This is a genomic window from Bifidobacterium pseudolongum subsp. globosum, from assembly GCF_004155535.1.
Lineage (GTDB): Bacteria > Actinomycetota > Actinomycetes > Actinomycetales > Bifidobacteriaceae > Bifidobacterium > Bifidobacterium pseudolongum_C.
In genome coordinates, this window is the sequence record NZ_RYUH01000010.1 from 83,764 (window position 1) to 104,339 (window position 20,576).

At 64.0% G+C, this 20,576-nt stretch carries 15 protein-coding genes; 7 read left to right on the top strand and 8 right to left on the bottom strand.

The features are described from left to right. Window positions 1–14: 14 nt before the first annotated feature. From whiA to uvrA, 5 genes are all read right to left on the bottom strand, one after another. A complete protein-coding gene (gene whiA, locus PG2093B_RS04590; RefSeq protein ID WP_129897483.1) occupies window positions 15–962 on the bottom strand; it encodes a DNA-binding protein WhiA in 948 nt (315 codons plus the stop codon). A 126-nt stretch (window positions 963–1,088) separates the two neighbouring features. Further along, on the bottom strand, window positions 1,089–2,006 hold the full coding sequence (rapZ, locus tag PG2093B_RS04595; RefSeq protein WP_026643086.1) for an RNase adapter RapZ: 918 nt from the start codon (window positions 2,004–2,006) through the stop codon (window positions 1,089–1,091). 14 nt (window positions 2,007–2,020) lie between these two features. After that, complete coding sequence (locus PG2093B_RS04600) at window positions 2,021–2,950, bottom strand: shikimate dehydrogenase (RefSeq protein ID WP_129897484.1); 930 nt, start codon at window positions 2,948–2,950, stop codon at window positions 2,021–2,023. 26 nt (window positions 2,951–2,976) lie between these two features. Continuing rightward, on the bottom strand, window positions 2,977–5,277 hold the full coding sequence (gene uvrC / locus PG2093B_RS04605) for an excinuclease ABC subunit UvrC (protein ID WP_129897705.1): 2,301 nt from the start codon (window positions 5,275–5,277) through the stop codon (window positions 2,977–2,979). Window positions 5,278–5,345: 68 nt separating this feature from the next. Continuing rightward, entirely contained in the window at window positions 5,346–8,282 is a 2,937-nt protein-coding gene (gene uvrA, locus PG2093B_RS04610; RefSeq protein WP_129897706.1) for an excinuclease ABC subunit UvrA, read from the bottom strand. A gap of 305 nt (window positions 8,283–8,587) precedes the next feature. On the opposite strand from uvrA, the gene PG2093B_RS04615 reads away from it, so the two are divergent. From PG2093B_RS04615 to PG2093B_RS04625, 3 genes are all read left to right on the top strand, one after another. After that, the gene (locus PG2093B_RS04615) at window positions 8,588–9,562 is read left to right on the top strand and encodes a hypothetical protein (RefSeq protein ID WP_129897485.1); all 975 of its coding nucleotides are present in this window, start codon (window positions 8,588–8,590) and stop codon (window positions 9,560–9,562) included. Further along, the gene (locus tag PG2093B_RS04620) at window positions 9,559–10,155 is read left to right on the top strand and encodes a DNA-deoxyinosine glycosylase (protein WP_431520213.1); all 597 of its coding nucleotides are present in this window, start codon (window positions 9,559–9,561) and stop codon (window positions 10,153–10,155) included. Before PG2093B_RS04615 ends, PG2093B_RS04620 begins: the two co-directional genes overlap by 4 nt. Window positions 10,156–10,277: 122 nt before the next feature. Further along, window positions 10,278–11,879: an ABC-F family ATP-binding cassette domain-containing protein gene (locus PG2093B_RS04625; protein WP_129897486.1), complete on the top strand. Its 1,602-nt coding sequence runs from the start codon at window positions 10,278–10,280 to the stop codon at window positions 11,877–11,879. 12 nt (window positions 11,880–11,891) lie between these two features. Here the strand turns inward: PG2093B_RS04625 and PG2093B_RS04630 are convergent, their stop codons facing one another. Both PG2093B_RS04630 and bsh read right to left on the bottom strand, forming a co-directional pair. After that, window positions 11,892–12,938 (bottom strand): cation diffusion facilitator family transporter, encoded by a 1,047-nt coding sequence (locus tag PG2093B_RS04630; protein WP_129897487.1) that lies wholly within the window; start codon window positions 12,936–12,938, stop codon window positions 11,892–11,894. Between the two features lie 139 nt (window positions 12,939–13,077). Beyond that, window positions 13,078–14,022 carry a choloylglycine hydrolase gene (gene bsh / locus PG2093B_RS04635; RefSeq protein WP_129897488.1) on the bottom strand — a complete coding sequence of 315 codons (945 nt, stop codon included), beginning with the start codon at window positions 14,020–14,022 and terminating at the stop codon, window positions 13,078–13,080. A 265-nt stretch (window positions 14,023–14,287) separates the two neighbouring features. Between bsh and PG2093B_RS04640 the strand changes: the two genes are divergently transcribed. Next, entirely contained in the window at window positions 14,288–16,072 is a 1,785-nt protein-coding gene (locus PG2093B_RS04640; protein ID WP_129897489.1) for a bifunctional ADP-dependent NAD(P)H-hydrate dehydratase/NAD(P)H-hydrate epimerase, read from the top strand. Here the strand turns inward: PG2093B_RS04640 and PG2093B_RS04645 are convergent. Beyond that, on the bottom strand, window positions 16,060–17,109 hold the full coding sequence (locus PG2093B_RS04645; protein ID WP_129897490.1) for a VanZ family protein: 1,050 nt from the start codon (window positions 17,107–17,109) through the stop codon (window positions 16,060–16,062). The genes PG2093B_RS04640 and PG2093B_RS04645 overlap by 13 nt on opposite strands. A gap of 280 nt (window positions 17,110–17,389) precedes the next feature. Between PG2093B_RS04645 and ahpC the strand changes: the two genes are divergently transcribed. The 3 genes from ahpC (at window position 17,390) to PG2093B_RS04660 (ending at window position 20,576) form a co-directional block, all read left to right on the top strand. Next, window positions 17,390–17,953 (top strand): alkyl hydroperoxide reductase subunit C, encoded by a 564-nt coding sequence (gene ahpC / locus PG2093B_RS04650; RefSeq protein ID WP_129897491.1) that lies wholly within the window; start codon window positions 17,390–17,392, stop codon window positions 17,951–17,953. A gap of 17 nt (window positions 17,954–17,970) precedes the next feature. Then, on the top strand, window positions 17,971–19,740 hold the full coding sequence (locus tag PG2093B_RS04655; RefSeq protein WP_129897492.1) for an FAD-dependent oxidoreductase: 1,770 nt from the start codon (window positions 17,971–17,973) through the stop codon (window positions 19,738–19,740). A gap of 194 nt (window positions 19,741–19,934) precedes the next feature. Further along, window positions 19,935–20,576, top strand: a complete 642-nt coding sequence (locus tag PG2093B_RS04660) for an HAD family hydrolase (RefSeq protein ID WP_129897493.1) — start codon at window positions 19,935–19,937, stop codon at window positions 20,574–20,576.

The following is a 20,576-nucleotide window of genomic DNA, read 5'->3' on the forward strand; positions in this document are numbered from 1 at the left end:
CGGCTGATGGCAGGTCATGACTCCTGTTGTGCCCGCTGCACCTTGTCGGCGAGCTGGAGCAGGCGGCGGATGCGGCCCGCCACGGCGTCTTTCGTGATGGGTGGATTGGCGAGGCGGCCGAGCTCTTCAAGGCTCGCATCACCATGGTCAAGGCGCAGCTGGCCTGCCGCACGCAGATTCTCCGGCACATCGTCGCCGAGGATCGCGAAGGCGTGGCGCACCTTTTCACAGGCTTCCGCCGCGGCCTTGGCGCTGCGGCGCATGTTGGCATCGTCGAAGTTGGCCAAACGGTTCGCCTTGCCGCGGGCTTCGCCGTCGGAACGCTTGCCGGTCCATTCGCGTGCCGAATGCGGTGCGCCCATGAGGATAAGCATGCGCTCGATCGCGTCGGGGTCCTTGAGCGTCACGCGGCGCGAGCTGCGCAGCTGGCGTGCCTGTGCGCTGATGCCCAGACGGCGTGCGGCGCTCGTCAGGTCGATGACCGTTTCGTCGGTCGGGCAGATCACTTCGAGATAGCTGGCCTTGCCCGGGTCGGACAGGGCGCCATGCGCAAGGAAAGCCCCACGCCAAATGGTTTTGACCTGTGCGATGTTGCCGCTCGTGATCTCCTTGGGCAGTCCCCCCACCACCTGATGGGTGTGGCGGTCAAGCAGGCCGCATTGCAGGGCGAGGGCCACGCCGCCACGGTCGATCGTGATGAGGTACCGGCGCACCGGGCCGTTGGGGGTCTGCCGGTCGACGGCGTTGAGGATGGAATCATGGCCATACTGGCGCTTGATGGCATGCTGCAGCCAACGGGCTGCTTCCAGGGAATCGAATTGGGCTTGGACTATGATGCCCTTCTCGGTCTTGCGCAGACCGCCGCCGAAACGAAGCATGGCGGTGGCTTGCGCCTTCTGTGCCGCGGCCATCTCCCCGTCGATTTCGGACAGCTCGCTTTTTACCTCATCGAGAAGCGCCAAGGGATCCTCCTGTTGGTTCTGGCTGAATGGGGTGGTGTTCGGCGTGTCGCGTCATCCCACCGAAGTTCCGTGATACCGAACGACTTGGACAACGCCGAATGTGGATTGGGATTTGACAAAATGGGGTTATTGTGCTTCTTTTCGGTCGAGTTCGCGGGCGGAGACACTCACGGAAAGGCCATGCGCGCGCAACCGTTCGGCCAAGGCCTCGCTCATGGCGACCGAACGGTGCTGGCCGCCGGTACAGCCGATGGCGATGGTGACATAATGCTTGTCTTCCTGCGCATACCCGTTCACGGCGATCTCGATCGCCTTCTCGTAGGCGTCGAGGAATTCCGTGGCGCCGTCGCTCGACAGCACGTATTCGCTCACCGGCGCATCCTTGCCGTTGAGCTCACGCAGGCGCGGCACCCAGAACGGGTTGGGAAGGAAGCGCACATCCGCCACGAAGTCCGCGTCGATCGGAATGCCGTATTTGAACCCGAAGCTGAAGATGTGCACCGAGACGGTGGTCGGGCCCGATCCCATGAGCGCATTGTACAGTTTCGTGGACAGCTGGTGGATGCTCAGATGGCTCGTGTCGATCACGATGTCGGCGCGCTCCTCGAGGTTCTCCAGCAGGGCGCGCTCCTCACGGATGCCGTCGATGAGCCGGCCGTTGTGCTGCAACGGGTGCGGGCGGCGCACCGATTCGAAGCGTTTGATCAGCACCTCGTCGTCGGCGTCCAGAAAGAGGATGCGCGTTTTGACGCCCAGATCATCGAGATGGCTCAGCATGGCGGACAGGTCGGCGAAATAATCGCGCGACCGCACGTCGATAACAGCGGCGAGACGGTGCACGCCGCTGGGTGACGCGGTCATCATGTCGACCATCGGCACCATGAGCTGCGGCGGCATGTTGTCTACCACATACCACCCCATGTCCTCGATGCTGTGGGCTGCATGCGACCGGCCCGCACCGCTCATGCCGGTGATGAGCATGACCTCGAACCCTTCTGCCGGCGCGGTCGCCTCGGGTTCCTTGGCCAACGCCGGCTGCCCCATGGGTGCGGTAGATGTCATAATGCCTCCTCCAGTGCGGCGCGCATCGCGGTCTCCAATGTGCGGTCCCGTGTGCGCGTACTGCAATGGTCAAAGTCCTCGGATTGGGCACGGCCCGTCATCAGCAGCACTTGGGCCACCGCCTGATACAGTAGCATCTCCTCGCCGCCGATGGCGATGCCGCCACGCTCCCGCCATGCGCGCATGAGCGCGGTGGGCCTGGGGTCATACACCACATCCAACAGCATGCCATGCACGTCCACGCCTGCATCGAGCAGCGCTTGGGCCACCACGTCGGCACCATGGGCGGGAATGGTGTTGACCACCACATCCGCCGCCTCCAGTTCCGGTATGCAATCCGCCAACGGCACGAGACGCACCGTCATGCCATGGCGCTCTCCACATGCGGCGAGCCCGGGATTACGGTCGGGGTGGCGTGCGGCCACCACCACATCGGATACGTCACCCATCATCGCGCACGCGGCCAATGCCGACGTGGCGGTGTTGCCGTTGCCGAGAATGACGGCGGTGTGGTGGGCGTGCTTGGCGGCGCCGGTCTGTGCCTGGCGATTCCCCGCTTCCTCGAAGGCGCGCGCGATGCCGTATACATCGGTGTTGAACAGTTTCAGGACTCGGTTGGGGCCGGCGCCGTCGAACACCACGGTGTTGGCCACCCCCAGTTCCCTCGCCCACAGGTTCGACGGTTCGCCGTAAGGCTGGATGGTGCGTTTGAGCGGCATCGTCAGGCTCAGGCCCGCCCAGGTGCCGTCCAACGTGTCCAGGAACGGTTCCAGATCGTCCTGCCCCACCTCGATGCTGCGATAGTCCCAATCGTCCAATCCCATGGCCCGGTATGCGGCGGTGTGCAACACGGGTGACAGCGAATGTGCAATGGGCTGGCCCAGCACGGCGCAATGGCGTTGGTGCGTGTGGTGTTCGAATGGCATGCGGCCTCCCGTCATCTTCGTGCGCGCTACCCTACCTTATCACCGGCACCGGCCGCACCGTGCACGGCTTCTCGCTGCGTGGGGCCGGGGCTTTGCTGCCTTCCGCGCAATGCGTCGTGGATGCGTTGCGCTTTGGCATGGCCGACGCCTTTGACCGCTTCGAGTTCCTCGACGCTGGCCTCGCGCATGGCGCGCACCGAACCGAAATGCGCCAACAGACGCTTCTGGTAGGCGGGGCCGATGCCCGGAATGTCGTCGAGGGCCGACCGGAGCGCACCTTTGCGGCGCGCCTGCCGATGGTAGGTGATGGCGAAGCGGTGGGATTCGTCACGCACCCGCTGCAACAGGTAGAGGCCTTCGGAGGTGCGTTTGAGGATGATCGGGTAGTCATCGTCCGGCACCCACACCTCTTCGAGCCTCTTGGCCAAACCGCACACCGCCACGTCTTCCACACCGCAATCGGCCAAGGCCTGTGCCGCGGCCATGACCTGCGGCTTGCCGCCGTCGACCACCACAAGATTGGGTTTGTAAGCGAAATGCCTGCGGTTGGTGTTCTGCTGCACCACATCCCCATCGGCGGGCTGGCCGCCGGCACGCCGCTCATTGTCGAGGCTCTCGCCGCTGTCGCCGGCGATGTTGCCGTGTTTGAACCGGCGCGTCAACGTCTCGTACAGCGCGGAAAGGTCATCAAGCGCACCAGTGCCGTCGTCACCACGGATCGCAAACCGCCGGTATTCGGATTTCTTGGCGATGCCGTCTTCGAACACCACCATCGACGCCACCTGAAACGCGCCGCCGACGGTGTTCGAGATGTCATAGCATTCGATGCGCAACGGGGCTTGGTCCAGTCCAAGCGCCTGCGCCACATCGTTCATGGCCGCGGTACGTGTGCCGATGTCGCTGATGCGGCTCATCTTGCTGCGCTGCAACGCCTGCTGCGCGTTCTGGTCGGCGCGGTCGAGCAACTGTTTCTTGTTGCCGCGCATCGGCACGGTGATCGAGACCGCTCCCCCGCGCAACCCCGACAGCCATTGCTCCAGCTCGTCGGCGCGCGCCGGTGCGAACGGCAGCAGGATCTGCCGGGGTACCGGCGCCACCGGCTCGAGCAGGTCGGCGCGCCCGGTCTGCTCCATGCGGCGTGTACGGGCGCGCGTGGCCTGGGCGCGCGCGGTGGCGTCTGTCGCGGTGATCTGCTGCGAATCGGCGATCGCGTTGCGTTGCTCGTTGATGATGAGCGACTGGGACGCGCCCTGCACAGCCTCCCCGTCTTCCGGCGCGTCCGCGCGCGATGCGCTGGCCGCCTCATGCGTCAGCTCGGAATACACCTGGACGATCAGATCGGCCATCAGTTCGCCGTCATCCACTTCGTCGGCGCGCTCCACACTCCAATTGCGTTCGCCCCGGATGGTGCCCGAGCGCACGAAGAACGCATGCACGGACGCCTCGAGCTCATCGGTGGCGAATCCGAACACATCGGCGTCCACATCCTGGTCGAGCACGACCGCGTTCTGCTCCATCACCGTGCTGAGCATCTGGATGTCGTCACGCAGCCGCGCCGCGCGCTCGAAGTCGAGGTCGGCGCTCGCCTTCTTCATCTGCGTGGTGAGTTGGGCGATGTACGATTTGCCCACGCGTCCGGTCAATACGCCCACGAGCTGTTCGCACATGCGCCGGTGCGCGCCGGCTTCGATGCGCCCCACGCATGGCGCGGAGCATTTGCCGATCGACGCGAGCAGGCACGGGCGTCCGGTGAGGCGCGCCTTGCGGAACACGGCGGGCGTGCAGGTGCGCACGGGGAAGGTGCGCAGCAGACGGTCCAGGCTTTTGCGCAGGTCCCACACTTTGGCATAGGGGCCAAAATACCTCGTGTCACGGCGTTTGCGGCTGCGGGTGACCCATACGCGGGGGTATTCCTCGCCCACGGAGACGGCAAGGTACGGGTAGGTCTTGTCGTCGCGGAACACCACATTGAACCGTGGGTCGAATTCCTTGATCCACGTGTATTCCAAGGTGAGCGCTTCCAGCTCGGTGCCGACCACGGTCCATTCGAGCGACCGCGCGGTGAGCACCATGGTCTGGGTGCGCGGGTGCAGTTGGTGCAGTGGCTGGAAGTAGTTCGTCAGGCGGTTGCGCAGGTTCTTCGCCTTGCCCACGTAGATCACGCGCCCTTCGGCGTCTCTCCACTTGTAGACGCCTGGTTGTGCGGGAATGTCGCCGGTGCGTGGGCGGAACAGGTCGCGTGTGTCGCCGAGCAGCGGCGCCCCGTTGGCGTTGGTGCCGCCACCCGTGTCCTGCGCGGGCATGCTGGCGATGAGGTGTGCTGCCATGTCCTGCCAGGAGTCTGGCGCATGGCGTTCGAAAACGCTCACGGACTCTCCTTACGTTGCCGCTTGGGTCATTTGAGCAGTGGCGACAGGAAGCGGCCGGTCCACGACTCGTCGCATTGCACCACGTGTTCGGGGGTGCCTTCGGCCACGATTGTGCCGCCGCCTTCGCCACCCTCCGGCCCCAGGTCGATGATCCAGTCGCTGGATTTGACCACGTCGAGGTTGTGTTCGATCACGATGACCGTGTTGCCTTTGTCCACCAGGCCCTGCAGCACCACGAGCAGTTTGTTCACGTCTTCGAAGTGCAGGCCGGTCGTCGGCTCGTCGAGGATGTACACGGTCTTGCCGGTGGAGCGGCGCTGCAGTTCGGTCGCGAGCTTGACGCGCTGCGATTCGCCGCCCGACAGCGTGGTGGCGGGCTGCCCCAAGCGGATGTAGCCCAGGCCCACCTGCACGAGGGTGTCCAGATACCGTGAGATCGCCGGATACGCCTTGAAGAACTCGGCGGCCTCGCTGATGGGCATGTCGAGGATGTCGGCGACGGTCTTGCCGTTGTACTTGACTTCGAGCGTCTCACGGTTGTAGCGCTTGCCGTGGCATTCCTCACACTCCACATACACGTCGGGCAGGAAGTTCATCTCGATCTTCAGTGTGCCGTCACCATGGCACGCCTCGCAACGGCCGCCCTTGACGTTGAACGAGAACCTGCCCGGTCCGTAGCCGCGCACCTGCGCTTCGGGGGTCTTGGCGAACAGGGTGCGGATCTTGTCCCACACGCCGGTGTAGGTGGCCGGGTTCGACCGCGGTGTGCGTCCGATCGGGTTCTGGTCGACGTGGATCACCTTGTCGCATTGGTCCACGCCCTCGACGCGTGTGTGTTTGCCGGGCACGATGCGTGCGCCGTTGAGCTTGTCGGCGAGCACCGGGTAGAGGATCTGGTTGACGAGCGTGGATTTGCCGGACCCCGAGACGCCGGTCACGCATGTCATCACGCCCAGGGGGAACCGCACGGTCAGGTCCTTGAGGTTGTTCTCGCGCGCCCCCACCACGGTGAGCTGCTTGGTTTTGCGTGTCTTGCGGCGCTTCTTGGGCACTTCGATGCGGCGCCTGCCGGCGATGTAGTCGCCGGTGATGGAACGCGTGGCGTCCACGAGGTGGTCGGCGGGGCCGGAATAGACGACTTCGCCGCCGTGTTCGCCGGCGCCCGGGCCGATGTCGACGAGCCAGTCGGCGCTGCGGATTGTGTCTTCGTCGTGTTCGACGACGATGAGCGTGTTGCCCAGGTCACGTAGATGGTGCAGGGTGTCGATCAGGCGCGCGTTGTCGCGTTGGTGCAGGCCGATCGAGGGTTCGTCGAGCACATACATGACGCCCACGAGGCCCGATCCGATTTGCGTGGCGAGCCTGATGCGCTGTGCTTCGCCGCCGGACAGTGTCTTTGCGGCGCGCGAGAGCGTCAGGTAGTTGAGGCCCACGTCGTTGAGGAATCCGAGGCGTGCCCGGATCTCCTTGACGACTTCACCGGCGATCTGCGCCTTGGCGCCGGCCAGATCGAGTTCGTTGATCCAGGCGAGGCCACGCTCGGCGGACATGTCGCACACGTCGGCGATCGATTTGCCTTCCACGGTGACGGCGAGCACCTCGGGCTTGAGCCGCTTGCCGTGGCACACGGCGCAGGGCACTTCGCGCATGTACGATTCGTAGTATTGCTTGCGCTGTTCCGAATCGGTCTCCTCGTGCCGGCGCATGAGCGACCGCACCACGCCTTCGAACCCGGTCGAGTATTCGCGCATGCGCCCCCAACGGTTGCGGTACGAGACGGTGACCTTGAAGTCCTTGCCGTACATGATGGCCTGACGCGCCTCTTCAGGCAGGTCCTTCCACGGGGTGTCCAGGTCGAATCCAAGCTCGGAGGCGAGGCCCTCAAGCAGATGGCGGTAGTAATCACCGGTGCTTTTCGTCATCATCCACGGTTCGATCGCGCCTTCGTTGAGCGTCTTGTTGGGGTCGGGCACCACGAGTTCGGGGTCAATCGCGAGGCTGAAGCCGAGTCCGGTGCATTCGGGGCATGCGCCGTAGGGTGCGTTGAACGAGAACGTGCGCGGCTCGATCTCGTCGAGTTCGAGCGTGTGCCCGTTCGGGCATGCCATGTGTTCGGAGAACGGCACGCGGCGCAGCGGGTCGTTCTCGTCGCGGTCGACGAAATCGGCGACCATGAGCCCGTTGGCGAGCCTGAGCGCCGTTTCGACGGAGTCGGTGAGGCGCTGGCGGATGCCGTCTTTGATGACGAGGCGGTCGACGACGACCTCGATGGTGTGCTTCTTCTGCTTCGTCAACGTGATGTCGTCGGACAGTTGGCGCATCTGGCCGTCGATGAGGGCGCGCGCATAGCCATCGCCTCGCAGCAGTTCGAGCAGGTCCTCGAATTCGCCCTTGCGGCCGCGCACGACCGGCGCGAGAATCTGGAAGCGTGTGCGTTCGGGGTTGGTGAGCAGGCGGTCGACCATCTGCTGCGGCGTCTGCGCGCTCACCTCGGCGCCGCACACCGGGCAGTGCGGCACGCCGGTACGGGCGAACAGCAGACGCAGGTAATCGTAGATCTCGGTGATGGTGCCCACCGTGGACCGTGGATTGCGGTTCGTCGTCTTCTGGTCGATGGAAACGGCGGGGCTCAGGCCCTCGATGAAGTCGACGTCCGGCTTGTCCATCTGGCCAAGGAACTGGCGTGCGTACGCGGACAGGGATTCCACATACCTGCGCTGGCCTTCGGCGAACAACGTGTCGAACGCCATGGACGACTTGCCCGAGCCCGACAGGCCGGTGAACACCACCATGCGGTTGCGGGGGAACTCGAGGTTCGCGTTCTTGAGGTTGTGTTCGCGCGCCCCTTGGATCACGATCTTGAGGTCGTTGGGCAGATGGCCGATGTCCGCGATGAGGGACCCGTTGTGCTCACGCAAAGGCGCTTTGGCGAGTTCCGTGCTCAGGAACGAATCGCTTGACATCACCCGTTCGATGATGGGTTCGGATGCGTGGGCCTCAAATGCTGTTGCCATTCGTCTCCTCCAAGCAAAAATATGGTGCGACATGATGCGACCATGGATATTCGCTTGTCAAGGATACAACACAACACGCAAAACTTCGAACACTTGTTCGAAGTTCTTGTGTTGTGGCGCCCAAACTGCGCGTCGAGCTGAATCCAAGGGCGAAAACAGGCGGCCCTCACCCACCACACCCGCCACCACCGTCTACTGTGGGAGATATCGGAACCATACACGGCGCGCAGGGCGCGCATGGGAGGAGAACGGATATGACACAAGACACCCAACCGGACACCGAACACATGCACGACGCGCCACCGGCCGCCCCTACAGCGCAATACGCCACAGGCACCACGCCCGAACCCGTAAGGAACACCACGCCCGAACCGGCGAAGGGCGCGGACGAACACAAGGCGACACATGACATCGAGGTCATCATCGCCTGGGTGATGCTGCTGGCGATGATCGTCATCAACGCCCTCGCCCAATTCGGCATGCTGGTGCACACCTCCCCCGACGACACGCGCGCCTCGGTGTTCGCCTGGTTCGCACCCGACCGCTATGTGCAGCTCATTTGGGTCCCGATCTACGTGCTGCTGGCCATCTGGCTCATCCGCATCGGCAACGGCCGCCGCAAGGCCAAGCGTCTGGGCCGCACCCCATTCACCCTGATCGGCCTGCTGTTCATCGTCACCGCCGGCGTGGAAATCGGATGGATCTTCGCCTGGCACAGCCAGAACTACCCCTCCGCGATCTCGCTTGTGCTCATCCAGACAGCGCTCGTGTGGGCGTTGTGGTTCTTCTCCAGGCGCGGCAAAATGCACAGCTTCTGGGATTGGGCCCCATTCTCGCTGTGGGGCGCCTGGCTCCTCGTGGAATGCTTCACCGACATCGCCCGCGCCGCCACCTACTATGTATCCAAGGACGGGGCCATCTCCACCGCCGCCCAATCGGTGACCACCATCGTGGTGATCGTGCTTCTGCTTGCGCTCGCATGCTTCGCCCGTTACAAGTTCGGCGATTGGATCTTCGGCCTGGTCACTCTATGGTCGGTCGTAGGTGTGGCGATCCGCCTCATGGACGTCTCCAAGATCACCGCGGTGCTGGGCATCGCGCTCGCCACCGCGGCCGCGGTGCTCATGTACATTCCGTGGGCACGCATCTCCCCGCGCCTCAGCAGCATGGAATCCTCCGCCGCCAAGGATCATCAGGGCGGCCGGACGCATGAGGAGCCACACGAGTGAGCCAACGTGAGGATGGTCTGCAGCGGGTCGACCATGGGTTCGGCCCGCTGTACGACGATGCGTCACGCATCCTGTTTCTGGGAACCATGGCCAGTCCCGCGTCGCGCAGCCATGGTTTCTTCTATATGCATCCGCGCAACCGGTTCTGGCCGGTCATGGAAGCGTTGTTCGCCGACCCAAGAGACCCCACTGACCGTGTGGGCACCTCGGTGCGATCACGGCGTGCGTTCGCGTTGCGCCACCGCATCGCGTTATGGGACGTGGTCGAATCCTGCGACATTCGCCATGCCAGCGACGCGAGCATCCGCAATGTGGTGCCGAGCGATCTGGCTCCCATCATCACCGGTTCGCGCATCAACCACATCTATACGTGCGGGGCGAAAGCCACCGCGCTCTACCACCGCTATTGCGAGCCGGACCTGGCCGCGCAAGGCATCGCCATTCCCGCAACCGCACTGCCGTCGACAAGCCCCGCCTATGCCGCGGCCACCCTCGACGACCTGATCGCCACATACCGTGCGCGCATCGACTGGAACGCCTACCGTACGCCGGTGGTTGACGGCGCTGGACGAAGACCAACACACCGCATATGATGGTCTGCGGTGCGTTGGCGGCCCGCGGCGCAACCGTGCGCACGGCGACGACCGACACCCGGCGCACCCATTCGTCACAGGCCTTACATTCCACGCACACAGTACAGGAAAGACGGTGAAGCATGCCAATCGAAGCGCAGGGACTCGAGATTCAAATCGGTGCACGCACCCTGTTGCACCCCACCAACTTCCACGTGAGCAAAGGCGACAAGATCGGCCTCGTCGGCCGCAATGGCGCAGGCAAGACCACACTCACCCGCGTGATTACCGGCGACCTGCTGCCCACCGCCGGCTCGGTGCGCGTGAGCGGCAAACTGGGGTACCTGCCACAGGACACCCATGCCGCCGACCCCGAACAATCCGCGCTCGACCGCATGATGAGCGCACGTGACATCGCCACCATCATCAACCGCATCCGCAAAGCCGAACGCGACATGACGGACCCTGATCCTGACGTGATGACCAAGGCGATGAACCGCTACGACAAGGCGATGCAGGATTTCGAAAAAGCCGGCGGATATGCCGCGCAATCCGAAGCGCAGGCCATGGCCTCGAGCCTCGGGCTGCCCCAGGAAGTGATGAGCCGCCCCCTGGGCACCCTGTCCGGCGGCCAGCGCCGACGCATCGAACTGGCGCGCATCCTGTTTTCGGACGCCGACACCCTGATCCTCGACGAGCCCACGAACCACTTGGACGCCGACTCCATCGAATGGCTGCGCGGCTACCTCAAACAATACGAAGGCGGGTTCCTCGTGATCTCCCACTCCACCGAACTGCTCGATGAAGTGGTCAACAAGGTCTGGCACCTCGACGCGCAACTCGGCCAGATCGACATGTATTCACTCGGATGGACCGCCTACCTGCACCAGCGCGCCGTCGACGAGGAACGCCGCCGCCGTGAACGCGAAGTGGCGGAGAAGAAAGCCGAACGCCTCATGCAGCAGGGCATCCGCCTGCACGCCAAAGCCACCAAGGCCGTGGCCGCGCAGAACATGATGCGCCGAGCGGAAAAACTCCTCTCCGAAACCTCCACCGCACAGAAACGCGAAAAAGTCGCCGACATCCGCTTCCCCGAACCAGACCCCTGCGGCCGCACCCCCATCGAAGCGAAAGACATCTCGAAGGCCTACGGGTCGAACATCGTGTTCGCCGGCGTCAACCTGGCCATCGACAAAGGCTCCCGAGTCGTCATCCTCGGCTACAACGGCGCAGGCAAAACCACCACCTTGCGGCTGCTCGCCCACTTGGAACAACCCGACACCGGCGAGGTCGCATACGGCCATGGCGCCAAAATCGGTTACTTCGCCCAGGAACACGACACCCTCGACATGGGGGTGAGCGTGCTGGACAACCTACGCAATGTGGCCCCGGAACTCAACGACACCCAGGCACGCTCGATCCTGGGATCCTTCCTGTTCTCCGGCGACGACGCGTTCAAACCGACCCATGTGCTCTCCGGCGGTGAGAAAACACGGTTGGCGCTCGCCACATTGGTCACCTCCCGCGCCAACGTACTGCTGCTCGACGAGCCGACGAACAACCTCGACCCGGCCTCGCGCCAGGAGATCCTCAAGGCCATCGCGAAATACGAGGGCGCGATCGTGCTGGTGACCCATGATGAGGGCGCGGTCGAGGCGTTACGCCCGGAGCGTGTGCTGCTCATGCCCGACGGCGACGAGGACCTGTGGAACGATTCGTACCTGGAGCTCGTCGCCGAGGAATGAGCGGCTTGGCTGCTACCTGTTGACGCGCAGCACGTCGGGTTCCACATAGATTTCGAAATTGAACCATGGCAACGCCGTGCGCACATTGCGTTCGATCTTGTCGACGGTCTGCACGTCATAGTCGCGGTCGAGCTTGGACGTCTGCACTTTGAGGCACAACAGGATGTTGTCTTCCGACATGTGCACGGTCTGCATGTTGATCAGCTGCTCCACGCCGTCGGTCTGTTCGACCGCCCGCACGATGCGCTCGCGGGTGTCCGGGGTCACCGATTCGCCGATGAGCAGCGATCCGGACTTGTAGGCCAGGACGAGTGAGCCGATGACCAGCAGCAGGCCGACCATGAGACCGCCGATCGCGTCGAACAGCTCATTGTCGAAGATGATCGCGCATCCGATGCCGATGAAGGCGAACGCCAAGCCGATGAGCGCCAACGTGTCTTCCATGATGACCGAGGCGAGTTCGGCGGACTTGGTGCGCTTCCAGAACCTGAAGACACCCATCTTCGGGGTGTCGGTGCGCTTCATGCGTTCATTGGCTTCCTTGATACTTTGGTGTAGGCCATATCCTTCGAGGCAGGCGCTGATCACCACCACCACGAGGGCCACGACCAGTTCCATGCGGTTGGCGTTCCGGAGCGCCGGGTCGCCATTGACGGCGATGATCTTCTTCACGGCTTCGGATGTGGAGAAGAACCCGCCGACGAAGAACAGCAGTGTCGCCACAACGAACGACGCGAGGTACTTGGTGCGGTACCAGCCGAAGGGGTGTTCCGAATTGAGTTTGTGTTTGGAGACCTTGTCTCCGATGATGAGCACGATCTCATTCGAACAGTCGGCGATGGAGTGCACGGATTCGGAAAGCATGGAGGACGACCCGGTGAACACGGCGGCCGCCAGTTTGGCGATGGCCACGCCGATGTTGGCGATGAGCGCCGCTTTCACCGCGGCGCCGGCGTGCTTCTGTTCGGCCACCACGGTGGGGTTGGTGTCTGCCGAGGCATTGAGTTGTGCTTGACTGGCCGTGGCGTCCAACGGCAGGGTGTCTGATGGCTCCTTCATGGATGGCTCTCCCCTCTTCTATAGGGACCAATGGTTGTATATGGGCGAATGGCGGGGCCCTGGCCTCTGTGACAGACGCCAGGGCCCCATATGGACTTCAGACGTCCATGGTTCCACGTCCTCTGGCCTTACGCTGGATTCACTTGGTCTGCAGCTGGTTGCTCGACGCGTCAAAATCCGCCATGGCGTATGCGCGGATCGTGGGGTCGTCGTACGTGTTCTTGTAGTACGTCATCGTGTTGGCGGAGAATCCGCTCGTGAAGATCGTCTTCTCATACTGGCCGTTCGCCATCATCGAATTGCCGTCGACCATCGCGGCGCTCGACAGCGTCTTGAACAGGCGTATGACGTTGCTGTGCTCGCCCTTCTGCTGTGGGTAGTGCGCGTTCGAATATGACACGCGCACGAAGCGCGACGTCGAGTTCGGGTCGCCGGGCAGGCCGTGGGCGCTCAGGCCCGCGCCCCACGCCTTCAGGTCGGCGTTGCCCCACTTGACCGATTCGATCGGCTTCGGATCGGCGTTGATATAGTTGATCAGGTTCTGCATGTGGTACGGGAACTGCGGCTGGTTGGTCAGCGCGTCAATGTCGTCATGGTACACGTGCATGCCATCGGCCATGTATTCCACGACGATGCTGCGCGTGGCGTCGCCGATGATCCAGTGGAGCATCGACACCGGGTACTGGTCGTTGATCGGCTTCGCCACGATCGTGACGTTCTTCAACGCTTCCTCCACATCGTCGACCGATGTGAAGCTGCGCGCCACCCACAGCGGGAACTCATACGCGGCCACATTCGTCGTCAGGTTCACACTGTCGGGCGCGTATTCGGCATAGCCCGGGAAGTTGAGGCCGGCGACCGCAAGACCGGCGTCGTTGGCGCAATCGAAATACAGGGGGGTGTCGTCGGCGATGATGCCGACGCCAAGCACCGCATGGTTGCGGTCTTCGGCGTTGAACGCCGGTTGGTAGTTGTAATCCTTGGGGGTGTACAGCACCTTCTCGCCGTACGAGAACGACCAATCAAGGTTACGGCCGAAGAACATGTTGTCTTCGCCGTCTACAAAACGGACCGCAGTGCACATGGGTGATTCCTTTCTTCGACGCCGCCCGAAACCCGGGCGGCGTGCTGGATCGCTGGTGCAATTATATGGACGTGTGGTTGTGGGTCCTTTTCGTTATCGTTCAGGGAGTAAGCATGCGGGCCGGACATGGCGCGCCCGTTGTTCTGGTATAGGTTGGACCCAACCGGCGCGCCGCCGCCCACGGTACTACAGTGAAAAGAAGCAATCAGGCCACCCTGCGCACCCATGCGCATCTTGGGAGGCCACGGCACTAAGGACGGTTCCCATGGACGACCAGACAGCAGACCACACCGACACCCTGACCGCCGCGGCATTCGATGCCGCGACCGTACGCACACTTGAACAGCCACTGCTCGCTGACGACGTCCCCCTCATGCGCATGGCCGCCAGTGCCACGGCGCGCACGATCCTCGACGTGATCGACCAAGAGGAATGGGACGAGAACAGCTTGCGCGTCTGCGTGCTCGCCGGCGCCGGTGATAACGGCGGCGACGGCCTCTACACCGGTGCGATGCTCGCGGCGGAAGGCCTCAATGTCACTGCCATCGCCGTGGGGCGCACGCTGCACGACGCCGCCTATGAAGCGTTCCTTGAATCCGGCGGCCGCATCTACGCCCTCGACCCAGCCAACGACATCCCCGGCTGCCCCACCGGATTCCCCGCAGGGGAGGCGGGCCAACGCCTCGAACACGCCATCGCATTCGCCACCAAAGCGCACATCATCATCGACGCCATGACCGGCATCGGCGGCACCGGAGCACTCCACGGCATCCCTGCGGCGCTCGCCTCCGTCCTCGGCCGCACCAACACTCCGCCACGGCGGCTGGGACTGCCCGATGACGAACTCGCCATCGAATTCCCCTTCGTCGTGGCCGTGGACACCCCCTCCGGCATCGGTGTCGATGACGGAGCCCTCCCAGGGGCATACATCCCCGCCGACGTCACGATGATGTATGGTGCGCTCAAGCCGTGTGCCGTGCTCCCACCCGCCTCACTGGCGTGCGGCAGCATCGTGCTCGTCGACTTCGGATTCGATGTGGACGACGCCACACCCACCGTGGAGACAGTCGACTGCGGCTACGCGCAGAACGCATTGCGCATCCCCCTCGTCGAAGACGCGAAATACAACCGCGGCGTCGTCGGGCTCATCACCGGATCTACCCAATACCCGGGCGCGGCGGTGCTCTCCAGCTGCGCCGCCGCCCGCTCCAACACCGGCATGATCCGCTATCTCGGACCCGAACGCGCACAGAACCTGGTGCTGCAAGCCCTTCCTGAGGCGGTCATGGGCAAGGGCCATGTGCAGGCATGGGTCACCGGCTGCGGCGTACCCGACACCGACCACACCGACACCGCCGATATCCAACGCACCGCCATCGGTGCCCTGCTCGCCCACTACAGCCTTACACGAGATGGTGCGGACAGCAGCGCGAACAGTGAGGCGCGTGCCATGCCGCCGATCGTGGTGGACGCCGGCGCTCTTGACCTGTTGCCGGGCCATGTGCCGCCGCAGGTGGTCATCACACCGCATGCCGGCGAACTGGCCCGCCTGCTCACGCGGATCGATGCGCCGACGACCCGGGACGAGGTCATGGGCGAACCGTTGCGGCATGCTCGACGCGCCTGTGAACTCACCGGCGCGACCGTGGTGCTCAAGGGCGCCACCACGGTGATCGTCGGCACCGACGGCAATGGCGGCATGTGCACCTTGGTGTGCGGCCGCGCTCCGGCGTTCCTCGCCACGGCAGGTGCAGGCGATGTGCTCGCTGGCATCATCGGCGCCCTGCTCTCGCAACGGGCCCAGGAATTGATCGACGACCCGACGCTTGTGGCAGAAACGGCCGCAGGTGCGGTCTATACGCATGGTTTGGCGGCAGCCATGGCCGCGCACAGCGACCAGCATGCGTGGCAGACGCCGCACCTGTACGGCGAGCCGAAGCGAGACATCGCCCAATCCGCATGCGGCCACCCGATCATCGCGAGCGATGTGATCGCATCGCTGCCCGCGGCGTTCGACCTGCTCAACACCACCGCACGTTACGAGGACTGACCGTTCGCCCTTGGATTGCCTGCGGTGCTCCGTGTTTCGCCGATGACGTCATACGGCATGCACTTGCAGGCGATCCACCACACCACAGTCGCAAAGCCCAATACGAACGGCCATGCCGACCGCCATGTGCACAACCCAATCGTCAGCGCGTACAACAGCGCGGTGCGTGCCGCATAGAACGCCAGACGTTGCGGCAAGGTGCGCTGGGTGGATTCCACCGTCATACGGGTGAGGAAACAGCCAATGGTGCGCCCATGCGTGCACCACGGCACCACGCCTTCAAACAGCACGAACCAGACACTGAGCAACACAAGGAACGGAAGTCCCTCAGGGTCGATTGCGCCGCGCCCCAGATACGACCACAGCACAATCGACAGCATCTGGCACATATAGACAACGCCCATGTCCACGGCAAGCGAGACGCACCGGCGCAGGAACCCCGGGCGCACGGTCACCTCCGCCTTATCGATGTGCGGCGCAGGGAATGCGCGGTTGCACCACAGGCCCAGCATTACGCCAACCGCGCCGCCCAGCGTATTGGTGATGACATCGTCGATGTCGCACACACGGTACGCGCACGGATACAGGTGGAAGATGCCAGTGAGCTGAGCGACCTCGATGCCCACCGATGTGGCGCAGCACACCGCGACCGCCACCCAAGACGGCAAGCGGAAGAACCGGATCAGGAAGAATCCCATCGGCACGAACAACACGATGTTCATGCCCAACTGCAGGATGGCGGTCACGCCGTCGGTACGGATGTCGCCAATGAACCGCAACGGGTTGAGCTGCGCACCAAGATGGTGCGTGGCGCAGTACGCAGCGGAATCCTGCGGCCACGGATACAAGGTGAAACAACCCAAGCCAAGCACATACAGCATGAACGCATAGGCGCCAAGTACACCAGCCGGACGAAGACGGTTGTCGCGATGGTACAGATAGACCGCCGCCGGCACCGTCAACAGCACCGCCACGAACGGCCACAGCAGCACGGCCAGCTGGAACGGTTTGGAAAACGTGGAGAGAAACCCGGTCATGATGCCTTCCCTGCTCGATATGTGACTTGGTGTGTGTCTCCCTCACGATAGGGTCTTGGCCACAGCCCGCCCATCATCCTCATGGACGGTTTGGCAGGCATCGTCGTCCTCAAGAATGACACGGTGCGCTGAGAGGAAAACAACCGTGGTTTCACCCCGGTTTCCCTGCACTTTTGGCGACTGGTGTGCCATACTCAACCGTGCAAGGCACCGTGCAAGGCCTGCGCTCGCGGTCACGCGCGCGGCCGCACGGCATGATCTATTGGCTAAGGAGCGCATCATGACATTGCTGCAGCATGAAATCACCGACTTCACCGTGTCGGCATACAACAACGGCCAACTTCAGGACGTGAGCAAGAAGGACCTGCTGGGCCACTGGTCGGTGTTGTTCTTCTACCCCGCCGACTTCTCGTTCGTCTGCCCCACGGAGCTTGAGGATCTGGCCGATCATTATGACGAGTTCAAGCAGGCTGGCTGCGAGGTCTATTCGGTCTCGTGCGACACCCAGTGGGTGCACAAGGCGTGGCATGACGCGAATGAGAAGATCGGCAAGGTGAACTACCCGATGCTCGCCGACCCCACCGCCACGTTGGCGCGTGACCTCGACACCTACAACGAGACGACCGGTCTGGCCGAACGCGGCGACTTCATCCTCGATCCGGAAGGCCGTGTAGTGGCCTACGAGGTCATTTCTTCGAATGTGGGGCGTGACGCCGACGAGATCCTGCGCCGTGTCAAGGCCTCGCAGTTCGTCTACGAACACAGCGATCAGGTCTGCCCGGCCAAGTGGGAGCCCGGCGAGGAGACGATCAAGCCGAGCCTCGACCTCGTCGGCGAACTGTGATGGCCATGGACCAGAGCATGACCACCCCACAATCGCAGATGTATGACGCCGTCGTCATCGGCGGCGGCCCGGCGGGCCTGACCGCCGGCATGTACCTGGCGCGCGCACGTTACCGCACGCTGATCATCGAACAGGCCGATTTCGGCGGGCAGATCACCATCACATCCGAAGTGGTGAATTACCCGGGCGTGCCGATGACCGACGGCCGCAAGCTCACCGCCGTGATGCGACAGCAGGCGCAGGATTTCGGCGCCGAACTGCGCGTGGGCACCGCGACCGGCATCGACGCGCAGGGTGACATCAAGACCGTGCATACCACGCGCGGAGACGTGCAATGCTTCGCCATCGTGCTCGCCATGGGTGCCGCGCCCCGCAAGATCGGCTTCGACGGCGAACAGGAATACGCCGGCCGTGGCGTGGCCTACTGCGCCACATGCGACGGTGAGTTCTTCACCGGCAAAGACGTGCTTGTGGTGGGCGGTGGATTCGCCGCCGCCGAGGAATCCGTGTTCCTGGGCCGCTATGCACGCGCGGTGACCGTGCTTGTGCGCGAAGACGACTTCACCTGTGACGCCGCGGTGGCCCAGCACGCCAAGGACGACCCGAAGATCACCGTGCGCTACGGCACCGAGCTCGCCGGCGTCACCTCAGGGTCCAAGGGCTTGACCGAGGCGGTGCTCAAAGACGCCCACACCGGCGAGACGACTGTGTGGAAGCCGCAGGACGGCGGAACGTTCGGCGTGTTTGTGTTCGCCGGCTACGAACCGCAGACGCAGATCGTGCGCGGCGTGGTGGAGCTCGACCCCAACGGCTATGTGGTGACCGACGTCGCGTTGTGCACGTCGGTCCCCGGCGTCTTCGCCGCGGGCGACCTGCGCGTCAAGGACCTGCGGCAGGTCGTGACCGCGACCGCCGACGGCGCCATCGCCGCAGTGCATGCGGAGGAATACGCCGCCGCGGCGAGCACGCGCACCGGCATCACACCGCAGGCGCCGACGTCGACCCCGTACCAGCGCCGTGAGGCGCAGGGCGAGGCCGGCGCACCGAACCAGACGACGCCGGCCCCGGCCGCGAGCACGAGCCCGCAGGCCGACGCCGAACATCCGGTGAGCGCGGTGTTCACGAACGATGTGATCGCGCAACTCAAGGTCGTCTTCGCGCGCATGGAGCGCACGGTCACGCTGCAGCTCCAGCTCGACCGCACGGAACTGTCGCACCAGTTGCAGTCGTTCATCGACGAGCTCGTCTCGTTGAGCGACGGCAAGCTCGAGTCGATCAGCGAGACCGTCGAGGAGCTCTCGGCCAATGGGCGCGGCGCGGTGGACTACGACCGGCCGCTGCCCTACGCCACGCCGATGGTCCGTCTGATGGTGCGCGACGACTCCGGCATGCTGCAATCCACCGGCATCGCGTTCCATGGCGTGCCCACCGGGCACGAGTTCCATTCGTTCGTGCTCGGCATCTACAATGCCGCCGGCCCCGGCCAGCCACTGATTGGCGACGAACACGAACGCATCGAAGCGATCCACGATCCTGTGGAGATCATGCTGCTCGTCTCGCTCACGTGCACGATGTGCCCGGAGACGGTGCGCGCGGCGCAACGCATCGCCTCACTGAACAGCAATGTGCGCGCCGAAGCGTATGACCTGGCGCACTTCCCCGAGCTCAAGGAACGCTACGACGTGATGAGCGTGCCGTGCATCGTCGTGCGCCGCCACGGCCGTGAGGCGATCGAGTTCGGCAAGAAGAACGTCTCGCAGATGCTCGACGTGCTCGACGCGGTCTGACCGCGCGACTTGAGCAGAGGTGGCCGGGGTATAGGAACAACCATCATCCGGCTACCTCTTTTTGCTATACCCAACCATTGCCATATCACGGTCCGGGCGTTGAGCGAACACCGCGCAAGACGCTACACTGTGTGGTGGGCGCGCCTGCGATCGGCGCGCATTCCCGCCCCAACTACAACACAAGGAGCCGGCCCATGACCTCACCCCAGCCCATCACCGACGTCGTGTTCGATTTCTGCGGTGTGCTCATCGACTGGCAGTGCCGCGCGGCGCTCGACGGCCACTACCCCGCCGAACTGGTGGACCGCATCGCCGCGGACGACGACCCGTACGGGTTCTTCCGGTATGAGGACGACATGGACTCGGGCATGGACTTCGCCGACGTCTATCCGCGCGTCGTCGCGGAACAGGGGCAGGAGATCGCGCGCATCTTCGAGTATTACATCGCGCATTACGGAGACGCGCTCCCCCGCCTGATTCCGGGCGCGGAAGATTTGCTACGCGACCTGATGCAGGCCGGCGTGCGCGTCTGGGGATTGACGAACTGGTCAGGCGAGACGTTCCATTACGCGTTCGAGCGCTTCCCGCAGCTCGACGCGCTGCTCGGCGGCACGGTCGTCTCGGGCATCGAGAAACTGCGCAAACCGAACCGCGACATCTACGAGCTCGCACAGGCCCGCTTCGGGCTCGACCCTGCGTGCACGGTGTTCTTCGACGACACCCAGAAGAATGTCGAAGGCGCTGCAGACGCGGGCTGGCATGCGTGCCGCTTCACCGACGCACAGCAGGCGCGCCGCGACCTCGCCGCGCTCGGCGTGCAGTTGGGCGAACACTGA